At 68.4% G+C, this 12655-nt stretch carries 13 protein-coding genes and 1 pseudogene; 9 read left to right on the forward strand and 5 right to left on the reverse strand.

The window, feature by feature from the left end:
- The 9 genes from HC022_RS10630 to argE all read left to right on the forward strand — a co-directional run.
- Positions 1 to 689 (forward strand): ABC transporter ATP-binding protein (locus HC022_RS10630; RefSeq protein ID WP_167452403.1); only part of this gene is annotated, 689 nt, incomplete at its 5' end.
- Entirely contained in the window at positions 689 to 1609 is a 921-nt protein-coding gene (locus HC022_RS10635) for an ABC transporter permease (protein WP_175583534.1), read from the forward strand. The genes HC022_RS10630 and HC022_RS10635, both read left to right, overlap by 1 nt.
- Positions 1606 to 2415: an ABC transporter permease gene (locus HC022_RS10640; protein ID WP_167452404.1), complete on the forward strand. Its 810-nt coding sequence runs from the start codon at positions 1606 to 1608 to the stop codon at positions 2413 to 2415. Before HC022_RS10635 ends, HC022_RS10640 begins: the two co-directional genes overlap by 4 nt.
- A gap of 22 nt (positions 2416 to 2437) precedes the next feature.
- Positions 2438 to 3463, forward strand: a complete 1026-nt coding sequence (locus HC022_RS10645; protein WP_167452405.1) for an extracellular solute-binding protein — start codon at positions 2438 to 2440, stop codon at positions 3461 to 3463.
- Between the two features lie 8 nt (positions 3464 to 3471).
- Complete coding sequence (locus HC022_RS10650; protein ID WP_167452406.1) at positions 3472 to 4239, forward strand: carbon-nitrogen hydrolase family protein; 768 nt, start codon at positions 3472 to 3474, stop codon at positions 4237 to 4239.
- Between the two features lie 2 nt (positions 4240 to 4241).
- Entirely contained in the window at positions 4242 to 5606 is a 1365-nt protein-coding gene (locus HC022_RS10655) for an aminotransferase class III-fold pyridoxal phosphate-dependent enzyme (RefSeq protein WP_167452407.1), read from the forward strand.
- A gap of 286 nt (positions 5607 to 5892) precedes the next feature.
- The gene (locus HC022_RS10660; RefSeq protein WP_167452408.1) at positions 5893 to 7017 is read left to right on the forward strand and encodes an aromatic ring-hydroxylating dioxygenase subunit alpha; all 1125 of its coding nucleotides are present in this window, start codon (positions 5893 to 5895) and stop codon (positions 7015 to 7017) included.
- A gap of 89 nt (positions 7018 to 7106) precedes the next feature.
- Complete coding sequence (locus tag HC022_RS10665; protein WP_008883949.1) at positions 7107 to 7784, forward strand: DUF1028 domain-containing protein; 678 nt, start codon at positions 7107 to 7109, stop codon at positions 7782 to 7784.
- A gap of 4 nt (positions 7785 to 7788) precedes the next feature.
- Entirely contained in the window at positions 7789 to 8865 is a 1077-nt protein-coding gene (argE, locus tag HC022_RS10670) for an acetylornithine deacetylase (RefSeq protein ID WP_167452409.1), read from the forward strand.
- A 16-nt stretch (positions 8866 to 8881) separates the two neighbouring features.
- On the opposite strand, the gene HC022_RS10675 is transcribed toward argE, so the two are convergent.
- The 5 genes and pseudogenes from HC022_RS10675 to HC022_RS10695 form a co-directional block, all read right to left on the reverse strand.
- Positions 8882 to 9868, reverse strand: coding sequence for a DUF4105 domain-containing protein (locus HC022_RS10675; RefSeq protein WP_167452410.1), 987 nt, complete (start codon positions 9866 to 9868; stop codon positions 8882 to 8884).
- A gap of 100 nt (positions 9869 to 9968) precedes the next feature.
- Positions 9969 to 10661: a glycosyltransferase family 2 protein gene (locus HC022_RS10680; protein WP_167452411.1), complete on the reverse strand. Its 693-nt coding sequence runs from the start codon at positions 10659 to 10661 to the stop codon at positions 9969 to 9971.
- Positions 10658 to 11230 (reverse strand): DedA family protein, encoded by a 573-nt coding sequence (locus tag HC022_RS10685; RefSeq protein WP_089962216.1) that lies wholly within the window; start codon positions 11228 to 11230, stop codon positions 10658 to 10660. The genes HC022_RS10680 and HC022_RS10685 overlap by 4 nt, the downstream gene beginning before the upstream one ends.
- A 3-nt stretch (positions 11231 to 11233) precedes the next feature.
- On the reverse strand, positions 11234 to 12358 hold the full coding sequence (locus HC022_RS10690; protein ID WP_167452412.1) for a ceramide glucosyltransferase: 1125 nt from the start codon (positions 12356 to 12358) through the stop codon (positions 11234 to 11236).
- Positions 12355 to 12655: pseudogene (locus HC022_RS10695) on the reverse strand (UDP-2,3-diacylglucosamine diphosphatase); the annotation flags it as partial. The pseudogene HC022_RS10695 and the gene HC022_RS10690, both read right to left, overlap by 4 nt.

The following is a 12655-nucleotide window of genomic DNA, read 5'->3' on the forward strand; positions in this document are numbered from 1 at the left end:
AGTTCCTCAAGCGCCGCCCCGGCCAGCTTTCCGGCGGCCAGCAGCAGCGCGTGGCGCTGGCCCGCGCGCTGGCGCCGGAGCCCAAGGTGCTGCTGCTCGACGAGCCGCTCTCGGCGCTCGACCTCAAGCTGCGGCAGGCGGTGCGGATGGAGCTGAAGCAGATCCAGCGCGAGACCGGCATCGCGTTCGTCTTCGTCACCCATGACCAGGAAGAGGCGCTGACCATGTCCGACCGCATCGCGGTCATGTCAGACGGTCACGTGCAGCAGATCGGCACCCCGCGCGAGATCTACGAGGCCCCCGCCAACCGCTTCGTGGCGGATTTCATCGGCGAGACCAACTTGATCGAGGTTCCGGTGCTGGGCATCGAAGGCGGCATGGCCGAGGTCTCGCTGCCCGGCGGCCGCGCGCTGCGCTGCCCGACGCCACTCACCGGACCAGTGGGGCAGGGGGTGCTGTCGCTGCGCCCCGAGCGCATCGACCTCTGCGCGCCGGGCGAGGCGGACCTCGTGGTGACCGCGACCGATCAGGTCTACCTCGGCACCGACATTCAGCTGAAGGCGACACTCGCCGGCGGGCAGGAGCTGACGATCCGGCTGCAGAACGCCTTGGCCACCCGCTTGCCCGAAGCCGGCACACAGGTGGGGCTGAAACTGGAAGCGGGCGCGGCGCGCCTGCTCGCGGCCTGATGGCAGCGATGGCGCCGGGCGGCGCCTCTTCCTCGGAAATCTACAAGGGCAACGCGCCTCGGCTGCTGTTGCCCACTTGGGTGGTCATCGGGGTCTTCTTGCTGGTCCCGGTCGCCCTGATGGCGATCTATTCTTTTCTCACCAAGGAATTCCGCGGCGGCGTGATCTGGGAGTTCACGCTTGCCGCCTATGACCAGTTCTTCCTCGACCGCGGGCTGTTCGGCGACGAGCCGCCCAGCATCGAGTGGACCTACATCACCATCTTCTGGCGTTCGATCTGGCAGGCGGGCCTTGCCACGGTGCTCTGCCTGCTGATCGGCTTCCCGACCGCGTGGTTCATCGCCACGCGCGACGCCCGGATGCGCACGGTCTGGCTGCTGGTGGTGACCGTGCCCTACTGGGTGAACCTGCTGATCCGCACCGTGTCGATGAAGTTCCTGATCCGCGACGAGGGCCCGCTGAACGCCTTTCTGCTCTGGACCGGCGTCATCGACCAGCCCTTGGGTCTCATCAACACCAACCTCGCGGTGCAGCTCGGGCTGTTCTATTCCTACCTGCCCTTCATGGTGCTGCCGATCTATGCCGCGGTCGAGCGCTACGACTTCGCGCTCTCGGAGGCGGCGGCGGATCTCTATGCCGACCGCTGGACGATCCTGCGGCTGGTGATCCTGCCGGTGGTGAAGCCGGGGCTGGTGGCGGGCTGCATCCTCGTCTTCGTGCCCTCGCTCGGCGCCTTCCTCGCGCCCGACCTGCTGGGCGGCGCCAAGAGCTTCATGATCGGCTCGCTGATCGAGGAGCAGTTCAAGGGCGCGGCGGGCAACTGGCCCTTCGGCGCGGCGGCGGCGATGATCCTGATGACCATCGTGATGATCGTGCTGCTGGTCTACGCCCGATCCCAGACCCGGGAGGCCGCCGCATGAGACAGCTCGACCTGCGCCGCTTCCCCGGCTTCTTCGCGGTGACCATGCTCTGCGTCGTGGTGCTCTATGCGCCGCTGATGGTGGTGGCGGTCTACAGCTTCAACGCCTCGAGCTCGATCACCCTCTGGGGCGGCTTCTCGCTCGACTGGTATGCGGATGTATTTACCGGCCCCGAGGCCCCCAAGTTCCGGGTGGCGGCGATGAACTCGCTGATCATCGCGGTGCTGGCGGGCTGCGGCGCCACGATCATCGCCACGGCGGCGGCGGTCGCCATGCACCGGGCGGGCCGCTTCAGGGGCAAGACCGCGAGCTTCGCGCTGATCAACCTGCCGCTCATGGTGCCCGAGGTGGTGACCGCGGTCGCGAGCCTGATCTTCTTCACCGCCATCGGCTTCTCGGGCGGGGTGGGCACCATCCTTCTGGCGCACCTGACGTTCTGCATTCCCTTCGCCTACCTGCCCATCGCGGCCCGGATGCAGAGCATCCCCGACGCCTACGAGCAGGCGGCGATGGATCTCTACGCCACCCCGTGGGAGGCGTTCCGGCTGGTGCTGCTGCCGCTGATGATGCCGGGCATTTTCTCGGGCTTCCTGCTGGCCTTCATCATTTCCCTCGACGACTTCCTCATCACCAACTTCGTGAAGGGGGCGGGCGTCGAGACCTTGCCGACCGCCATCTTCGGCGCGGTGAAACAGGGCATCAAGCCCAACATCATGGCGATCTCCACACTGATGCTCGGCGTCTCGGTGGTGTTCGTCACCCTCTCCTGGCTGATCGGACGCAGCGGTCAGCCGGACAAAGCATAAAAAACCAACAGTGGAGACAACGATGAAGAAGATCCTCGCAACCTCACTTGCGGCCCTTGTGGCGGCCACCGCCGCGCAGGCCGAAGGCGAGCTGAAGCTCTACAACTGGTTCGAGTACATGCCGCAGGAGCTGCTCGACAAGTTCACCGCCGAGACCGGCATCACGGTGACCATGGACACCTACGACAGCAACGAGGCGCTGCTGGCCTCGCTCAAGGCCGGTCGGCTCGGGTCCTACGACATCGCCGTGCCGGGCGACTACATGGTCAAGATCCTTGGCGACGAGGGCATGCTCGACACCTTCACGCCCGACGAGATCCCGAACTTCGGCAACATCGAGGAGCAGTGGGTAAACGTGCCCTTCGACGAGGGCCGCCACAGCTCGGTGCCCTACCAGTGGGGCTCGACCTCCTTCGCGGTGAACCGCGAGGTCTTTGACGGCGACATCTCGACCACCGGCATCATCTTCGAGCCGCCCGCCGAGCTGAAGGGCAAGATCAACGTGCTCGACACCGCGGGCGAAACCCTGACGCTGGCCTCGCTGCACCTCGGCATCCCGCAGTGCACCAGCGACCGCGAGCAGCTCAAGGCGCTGAACGCGCTGGTGATGGGTGCCAAGGCCGACTGGGCCTCGTTCGGCTCGGACGTGGCCAAGGACGTGCTGGTCTCGGGCGACGCCGCCGCGGGCATGATCTGGTCGGGCTTCGCCGCCAAGGCCCGGGGCGAGGGCGCGCCGATCGAGTATGCCTTCCCCGAGCAGGGCGTCATCGTCTGGATGGACAACCTCACGCTGCTCAAGGACGCACCGAACCGCGACAGCGCTCTGGCCTTCCTGAACTTCATGCTCGAGCCCGAGAACGCCGCCACGCTCACCAACTACGCCCAGTACTCCGCCGGGGTGACGGGCGTGGCCGAGTTCCTCGACCCGGAGGTCGCAAACTCGCCCGAATCTAACCCGCCGGAAGGCACCAAGACCGTCTTCGTCGAGGCCTGCCCGGAAGAGGTGCAGGTGCTCTACGATGCCATCTGGACGAACCTGAAGAAGTAACACGACACATGAAACTCGCGCTCTATCAGGGCCCCGCGATCAGCGGGGCCACGGAGGAGGCTTTTGCCTGCATCCGGACCCAGCTCAACGGGGCCGCCGCTGCCGGCGCCGGGATGCTGGTGATGCCGGAACTCTTCCTGCCCGGCTACAACCAGCCCGAGATGCACGGCAGCCTCTCGCAGTCGCGTGGCGGCGCGTGGGAGACCCGGCTGGCGGCGCTTGCACACGAGGCGGGCTGCGGGCTGACCATCGGCTGGGCCGAGCGTGAGGGCGACAGGGTCTACAACGCCGCCACGGCCTTCGGGCCCGACGGGGCGGTGCTGGGCCACTATCGCAAGATCCAGCTCTTCGGGCCGATGGAGGCTGCCTCCTTCGTGCCCGGGGATGCCTACTGCACCTTCGAGTTCGGCGGCATGAAGGCCGCCCTGCTGATCTGCTACGACGTGGAATTCGCGCCGCATGTGCGGGCGCTGGCGGAGCAGGGCGTCTCGCTCGTACTGGTGCCGACCGCCAATCCCGCGGGCTTCGATCACGTGCAGAACTACACCGTGCCGGGCCGCGCCGCCGAGATGGGCCTCACCATCGTCTACGCCAACTACTGCGGCACCGATGCCGGGTTGCCCTTTGGCGGCCGCTCGCTGATCGCCGGACCGCTGGGCGACGCGCTCGTCAGCGCCGGCCGCGGCGAGGCGCTCCTCGTGGCCGATCTCGGCGTCCTCGGCGACCTGCCGAAGGCCGCGCTTTCCACCCAACTGACCGATTGCCGGGAACTCTGATCATGACCCTCGACCTCCCCAAGACCACCGACGACATCCTGACCCGCGACGTGCACCTCGTGCAGTCCTGGGCCGACCTCAACTCGCTCAAGCAGAACGGCGCCACCACGGCCATCGTCGAGGCCGAGGGCTCCTATGTGACCGACAGCCAGGGCAACCGGCTGATCGACGGCATCGGCGGGCTCTGGTGCGTCAATGTCGGCCACAAGCGCGCCGAGATCATCGACGCGATCACCGAGCAGCTCAACACGCTCGACTTCTACTCGACCTTCTACAGCTTCACCCACCCGAGCGCCGCGGCGCTGGCCACCAAGCTCGCCGAGCTGGCGCCGGGGAGCCTCAACAAGGTGCATTTCGGCAACTCGGGCTCGGTCGCGAACGAGACTGCGGTGCGGGTGCTGCACCACTACTACAAGCGGCTCGGCCAGCCCTCGAAGCGCAAGATCCTGAGCCGCCACGGCGCCTACCACGGCTCGACCCACCTCGCGGTGGCGATGACCACGCCGCACTATTCCGACGGCTGGCACAAGGCCGAGGGCATCGTCCACCACATGCGCAAGCCGCACTACTGGCGCGAGGGCGACGGCATGTCCGAGGCCGAGTTCACCGACGCGCTGCTGGCGGACATGAAGGCTGACATCGAGAGCATCGGGGCCGAGAACATCGCCTGTTTCATCGGCGAGCCGATCATGGGCGCGGGCGGCGTCATCGTGCCGCCGGCAGGCTATCACAAGCGTGCTGCCCAGCTCTGCGCCGAGTACGAGATCAAGGTGGTCTCGGACGAGGTGGTCACCGCCTTCGGCCGGCTCGGTCATTTCTTCGCCTCGAAGGACGTCTTCGATTTCCAGCCCGACATCATCACCACCGCCAAGGGCCTGACCTCGGGCTACCAGCCGCTTTCGGCCACGATCATGTCGGACGAGATCCACGAGGTGATCTCGGGGCCGGGCGGCGTGTTCCTGCATGGCATGACCTATTCGGGCCACCCCGCCGCCGCCGCCGCGGGCCTTGCCAACATCGCCCTGATGGAGCGCGAGCAGATCCCGCAGACAGTGCGCAGCACCGGCAAGCATTTCGAGGCCACGCTGAAGGGGCTCGACGATCTCGACATCGTGGGCGAGGTGCGCGGCAGCCACTTCATGATCGGTATCGAGTTCGTGAAGGACAAGGAGACGAAGGAGATCTTCGATCCGGCCCTGAACATCGGCCTGCGGGTGGCGCGCAAGGCGCAGGAGCGGGGGCTCATCGCGCGTCCGCTCGGCCATATCCTGATCCTGTCGCCGACGCTGATCCTGACGCCCGAGCAGATCGACACCATCGGCGCCATCCTGCGCGAGAGCATCCTCGACGTGATGAAGGAACTCTGAGGCCGGCGCGTCCGCAGAGGCGCCATAGGAAAACCCTAAGCAGGGTTTCGAAAGGCTTTAATGGCGCGGATGTCCACGCTCTGCCAAATCTTGCGTGCCGCCCCTGTTCCGCAACAGGGGCGGCACGGTCGTTCCGGGGACCTGCGGCGGTTGGCCGGGTCCGGGCGCGGGGGCCCAATTAAGGGCCAGCGCCGGAAACGCTTGACGACGGGCGGCTTCGGACGGACGAAATGATGCGCAGACGTGGCGGATGGCGCCACGGCAGGGCCCTGGGGGAAACGCAGACATGAATATCCACGATCCCGCCGCCGAACTCCGCTCTAACGTCGCCACGCCCTTCGAACGCGCCCATGCGATGCCGGTTTCGGTCTACACCAGCGAAGACTTCCTTGCGCTGGAGCAGGAGCACATCTTCGCCAGAAGCTGGCTCTGCGCCGGGCGCGCCGACGCGCTGAAGGAGCCGGGCGACTACCTGACCATGGAAATCTCGGGCGAGCCTGTCATCGTGCTGCGCGACCGCGATGGCGCCCTGCGCGCCATGTCGAACGTCTGCCGCCACCGCATGTCGATCCTGCTCGAGGGGCGCGGGCACGTGCGCGCCATCACCTGCCCCTACCACGCCTGGACCTACAACCTCGACGGCTCGCTGCGCGGCGCGCCCGCGATGGACATGAACACGAGCTTCTGCAAGGAGGCCTCCGGCCTGCCGGCAGTGCGTTGCGTCGACTGGAAGGGCTGGATCATGGTTACGCTCGACCCCGACCTGCCGGAACCGCACGAGACGCTCAAGGAGATGGACGACCTCGTCGGCTACCTGCCGATGGAGGATTACGTCGAGGTGTTCCGCGAGGAACACCGCTGGAACACCAACTGGAAGATCCTCGCCGAGAACTTCATGGAAAGCTACCACCTGCCCATGTGCCACGGCGGCACCATCGGCGGGGCGGTGGACCTGAAGAAGATGACCTGCCCCGAGGGCTATCCCGGCTTCAACTTCCACCACATCCTCAAGGACGACAGCATCGCGCTCTCGATCGCGCACAAGGACAACACCGTGCTCGAGGGCGAGGACCGCTACCGCACGTGGCTGCTGTCGGTCTACCCGTCGCTGATGATCACGCTGACGCCGGGCTATTTCTGGTATCTCTCGCTGACCCCGGACGGGCCGGGCCACGTCAGGATCCTCTACGGCGGCGGCCTGCACCCGGATTTCAGCAAGGACGATGACGCCGACCAGCATTTCGCCACGCTGAAGGGGCTTCTCGACCACGTCAACGACGAGGACCGGGGCTGCACCGAGCGGGTGTGGAAGGGCATGCAGGCCCGCCACGCCGTGCCCGGCGCGCTGTCGCATCTCGAGCGGCCGAACTACGAGTTCGCCACCTGGATCGCCGGGCGCATCCCGAGCTGACCCTCGCCGGGGCGCCCTTCGGGTCGTCGGGTCGGCGGGCAAACGAAGACAGAAGACAGCCCGGCGAGGGTCGGGCGGAAGGAGCAATCATGACCTTTTCGCTGGTGGCGCGCTGCGCCGAGACCGGACAGTTCGGGGTGGCGATCTCGTCCTCCTCGCCCGCCGTGGCGGCGCGCTGCGCCTTCGCCCGGGCCGGCGTGGGCGCGGTGGCCTCGCAGAACGTGACCGACCCGCGGCTGGGACCGGCGGCGCTGGATCTGATGGCCAAGGGCGCGGGCGCCGAAGAGGCCGTGGCACAGGTGCGCGCCTCAGGCGCCTTCATGGACTACCGACAGGTGCTTGCGGTCGATGCGCAGGGCGGCACGGCAATCCACTCTGGGCCGAACTCGCTGGGGATCTGGACGCAGGCCATCGGGCGCGACGTTGTCTCGGCCGGCAACCTGCTTGCCAATGACGGCGTGCCGGCGGCCATCGTCGCGGGCTTCGAACAAGCGACCGGCGCGCTGGGCGACCGGCTGATCGCGGCGATGCAGGCGGGGATGGCTGCGGGAGGCGAGGCCGGCCCGGTGCATTCGGCGGGGCTTCTGATCGTCGACCGCGAGAGCTGGCCCTATGCCGAGCTGCGCTGCGACTGGATCGACGACGGCTGCCCAATCAAGGCCATCGCCCGCGCATGGGAGGTTTACCAGCCGCAGGCGGCGGATTACGTCACGCGCGCGCTGAACCCTTCTGCCGCGCCCTCCTACGGCGTGCCCGGGGACGAGTGAGCGCATGCGGGTTCTCGAGCTTCTCGACCGTCTGATCGCGTTTCCCACCGTGTCTTCGGACAGCAACCTCGCGCTGGTGGACTGGGCGCAGGCGCAGCTTGCGGGCGCCGGTTTCGAGGTGACGCGGGTGCCGTCCTCCTGCGGCGAAAAGGCCGGGCTCATCGCCCGCCGCGGCGGCGACGGCGGGCTGGTCCTCTCGGCGCATACCGACGTGGTGCCCGCGCGCGGGCAGGCATGGACCCGCGATCCGTTTGCACTCGCCCGCGAGGGCGACCGGCTCTTCGGGCGCGGCACGACAGACATGAAGGGCTTCGTCGCCTGTTGCCTCGCGCTGGCCGAGGAGCTGCCCGAAAGCGCCGGACCGCTGGCCATCGTGCTGTCCTGGGACGAGGAGGTCGGCTGCCGCGGCATCCCGCAGATGATGCCCGCCGTGCGCGAGCTGTTGCCCGACCCGGCGCTCTGTGTCGTGGGCGAGCCCACCTCGCTGGTCATGGCCACCGGCCACAAGGGCAAGGCCGCCTACCGCGCCACCTGTCGCGGCGAGGCCGGGCATTCCGCCATGGCACCCCGCTTCAGGAACGCGCTGCACGTCGCCTGCGATCTCGTCGCCGCGGTCCGGGCCGAGCAGGCGCGGCTGATGGCCGAGGGCGCGCAGGATCCGGGCTACGACGTGCCCTGCTCGACCCTGCACGTGGGCACGCTCCACGGCGGCACCGCGCTCAACATCGTGCCCGACCGCGCCGAGGTGGCCTTCGAGATCCGCCACCTCGCCTCGGAAACGCCCGAGGCGATTCTGCCGCGGGTGATGGCGGGGCTCGAGGACGTCGAGCTCGAGCAGACGATCGCCTACCCGGGGCTCGACACCGACCCGGAGCAACCGGCGCTGGTGCGGCTACGCGGGCTGGCGCAGGGGACCGGAAAGGTTTCCTACGGCACCGAGGCCGGCTACTTCGCGGCGGCAGGGATCCCGACCGTGGTCTGGGGCCCGGGTGACATGGCGCGGGGGCACCAGCCGGACGAGTTCATCGAGCTGTCGCAGCTGGTGGACTGCATGGAGGCGCTGCGCAGGCTCGTGGCCTGAGGCGGCCCAAGCCCGCTCAGGGGGCAGCCGGCCGACGGATGGCTTCGGAGAAATCCGCGGCTCCTCCGGCGGCCTGCGCCTTGGTCGTGATCAGCGCCGCCGCACGCCGGTCGCCGACGCTTCCCTCGCCGGCCAGCACGCCCTGCGCGTCGATGTACTCCGGCAACCGCCCGGACAGGATCAGGCTGCTGTCGAGCGGCAGGCTCGGGTTCAGCACTTGCGCGAGCCCGTAGACCACCGTGGTGCAGTTGGCGGTGACGGTATTGTAGAAGCGCGGCGCCGCCTCGAGATCTTGCGCCAGCGTCACGTAGGACAGGAACAGCCGCCGCTGCTGGTCGGGCGTCAGGTCGATGGGGTAGAGCCGCACCTCTTCCTTGCGGTGGTTGGTGCGCAGCCGGACGATGTCGCCCTCGGTGGCGGCGATCAGCACCAGCTCGAACTGGCGGAAGAAGCCGCCGATCTCGTTGAAGCTCTCGTCCGCCTCGCGCCGGATCTCGACCGAGAACACGACGTGCTCGCCACCCGCGAAGCCGAAGCTCACCAGCAGGTGGGCGATGTCGGGATTGTTCCAGACCGAAGTCAGCATGTCGACGGTCTCGATCTGGCTCAGGTCGACAGTGCGGGTGATCCAGCGCTCTTCCGCGTGGTCGCTGTCCTGCCAGTGGAAGTCGCGCACGTCGCTGAGGGTGACGAGATCGCCCGCGACCTGCGCCTTCACGCCGCGGGCCACGTCCGGCGCCCAGTCGCGGTCGTCCGAGGGGCGGATGGTGGCGTACCATCCCGCGGTGAGCAGCGCCGCGAGGCCCACCACGACCCAGCCGAGCAGCGGCTGCCGCGCCCGCGCGTAGATCGCCACCACTGCGGCGATGGCCAGCAGCGCCCAGCCGAGGATCAGCGGCAGGCCCGCGAGGTGGAACCAGAGCGCCGTGGCAGTCCACGCGGTCCCGGCAAGCACTACGATCGCAAAGACCGCGTTGGCGGCGAATTTCAGGGGTCGGCTCATCGGCAAGTGGTCCCGCAGTTCCCGGCGCTGCCGTCCCCGGCAGCCGGGGCACGGCTGGACGGGGGCGCCCCGCGCCGCAAGGCGTTCCGGCGGGGCGGGGTCAAATCCGGCGTGCGCGGAGCGCGAAGACCTGCCGCAGGGTCTCGGCCGGCGAGACAGTGCGGAAGATGTCGCCCAGCATCGAGATGTCTGCGCGGATCCCGGCCAGCCAGCCGCCGCGCTTGGTGTGCTTGAAGGGGCTCTCGACGCCGGGCCAGTCGACGATGGCGATGCGCAACTCCTCGTCGAGCCAGAGCTCGTTGATGAAGACTTCGAGCCCGAAGCGGGGCAGCGCGCGCAGCTCGTCCAGACGCTCGGCCAGCAGGGCGCGCGGCATCACCCGCTCGCCCGAGATGTAGTCGATGCCGATGGCGCGCCAGACGCGCGGTGCGTTGCGGCGCAGGCTGATCGTGGCCTCGGCGCGGCGGTCAACCACCGGCGAGATCAGCGCCGCGAGGTGCTCGTGGTCGAGCCCCAGCAGATCGCTGTCGAGCATCAGGATGTGGCTGCCCGAAGCGGCTTCGACTCCCGAGGCCACCGCGCGGCTCTTGCCGCCGTTCTGCGGCTGGCGGATCACCCGGAGTCGGTCGTGTCGGGTGGCGAAGTCTTCAGCAAGGCCGGGGGTGCCGTCGGATGAGCCGTCATCTACCACGATCACCTCGTGGATCATGGGATGGTCGAGCACGGCTTGCAGCACGGCCCCGATGCGGGGGGCTTCGTTGAAGGCGGGGATGATGCAGGAGATCTTGGTCATTTGCGGGTTTGCTTCTTCAGGAACCAGACGATGCCGGTCAGCATGATCACACCAAGAAGTAGGAGCGAAACGCGCGCAATCCAGTTGTCGATCTGGCTGTAGGCGGATCCGAACGCATAGCCGATGGCCACGAAGAACAGGCTCTTGGGGATCGTGGCCAGCAGGTTCACCCAGAGGAACTTGGCCACCGGCATCCGGCCCAGCCCCGCCGCCACGAGGATCGGCGCCCCGGCGGAATGGGTGAGCTTTCCGAAGACGAGGGTCTTGCCGCCGCTGGTCCGGAAGTGCTCGGCCAGCGAGCTGATACGCGAGCGGCTGAGCCCGAGACGGTAGCGCCAGCGGATCGACAGGCGGTTCAGGCCCCAGCGGCCGAGCGCATAGAACATCGCGTCGCCGAAGAGATCCGCGAGGATGACCACGATGGCCACACTCCAGACGTCGAGCAGGCCGCGGCTCGCCAGCCATGCGGCGATGACCGTGACGATGGGCCCCTCCAACACGGCAATCGGGGCCAGGATCGCCAGACCGTCCTTGGCGATCAGCGCAGCAACCGTTTCCAGTCCCAACAAACTCTACTCCGCGGGGCGGGGGGAAGCCTCGGGCGCCATCTCGGTGCCCCGCCAGGTAATCCCGCGCCCTGCCCATGTGGCAACCCAGAGCGGAGGAAGCAAGACGTCCCGGAGGATCATGGCGCCGATGTCGCGGGCCGACGCGGGCCAGCCGGCGATGCGCGCAAGCGCGTATTCCGCACCGTACCACGCCAGCAGAAGCGGCAGGATCAGCAGCGCCGGCACCACGCCGAGCGCCGCGAGCCCGGCAAGCGCGGCCACCGGCACCAGCGGCCCCTGCAGGATCTCGGCCGAGAAGATCAGCGGGAAACCGTCGCGGCGCACCCGGCTCCAGCGCAGCTGGCGATCCCAGACGGTGCGGGCGTTGCGGGTGCCGATGGGCTGGGCGAAGAGACGGGGTGTCAGGCGTACGCGGCGGCCCTGGTTGCGCACCAGCTTGGTCGCGGCCACGTCCTCGGCGAGGTTGCGCCCCAGCGCCGGAAGCCCGCCGCCCCTCTCGAGCACCTTGCGGTGCCAGAACAGCGTCTTGCCCTGCGCAAAGCCCATGCCGAGCGAATCCGCGGCGAGCTGCCAGCGCCCCTGCGAGGTGTTCAGGAAGGCGCATTCCAGCGCCCCCCAGAAATTGCCCGGGCGGATCCCGGCGGGGGGCGATGAGACCAGACCCGTGTTGCCGCGCCACGTATCGACGAGGGTGCGCAGGTACTCGGGCGGCAGCAGCAGGTTGCTGTCGGTCATCGCCAGCCACTCGCCGCGGGCCGAGATATAGCCCTTGTGCAGGTTGTTGAGCTTCGGATTGCCGCTGATCGCAGTCTCTCCGCAGAGCAGCTCGGCCTCGACATGGGGGTTGGCGGCGATCATCTCGCGCACCAGCGGCACCGCGGGGTCGCGGTCGGAGGGGGCGCAGAAGATCACCTCGTAGCGCGGGTACTCCTGGACGAAGGACGAACCGAGGGTCTCGGCGTCGAACGTGTCGAGCCCGCAGACCGGACGCACCAGCGACACGAACGGCAGTTCGTCGTCAACGCCCGCGGGCGGGGCCTTGCGATAGCGCAGCGCCGCAAGCAGCGCGGTCAGGAGATGCACCCCGAGGGTGACGGCGAGGACGGTGGTGAGGATGATTTCGGTCATGCGATGCCCCCTGCAAGCGCGCCGTCGTTGCTTTTCGCGGGCTTGGGCAGCGCCGGAAGCGTGGCGGGGGCGGGGGGGAACTCGATGAGGAGGAGCGTGCCGCGGGTGTCCTCGGCCAGCGCCGTCAGGCTGTCGATCCAGTCGCCGCAATTGGCGTAGACCAGCTCGCCGTGCCGGCGCAGCGCTGGCTTGTGCGAGTGGCCGCAGATCACGCCCATGGTTCCGGACGCCTGCGCGAGCTTGATCAGCCGGCGCTCGAAGCGGTCGCCCATGGCCATCACCTGGTTGGCGCGGTCG

This window comes from Salipiger sp. HF18 (assembly GCF_011806505.1).
GTDB classification, from domain to species: Bacteria; Pseudomonadota; Alphaproteobacteria; order Rhodobacterales; family Rhodobacteraceae; genus Salipiger; species Salipiger thiooxidans.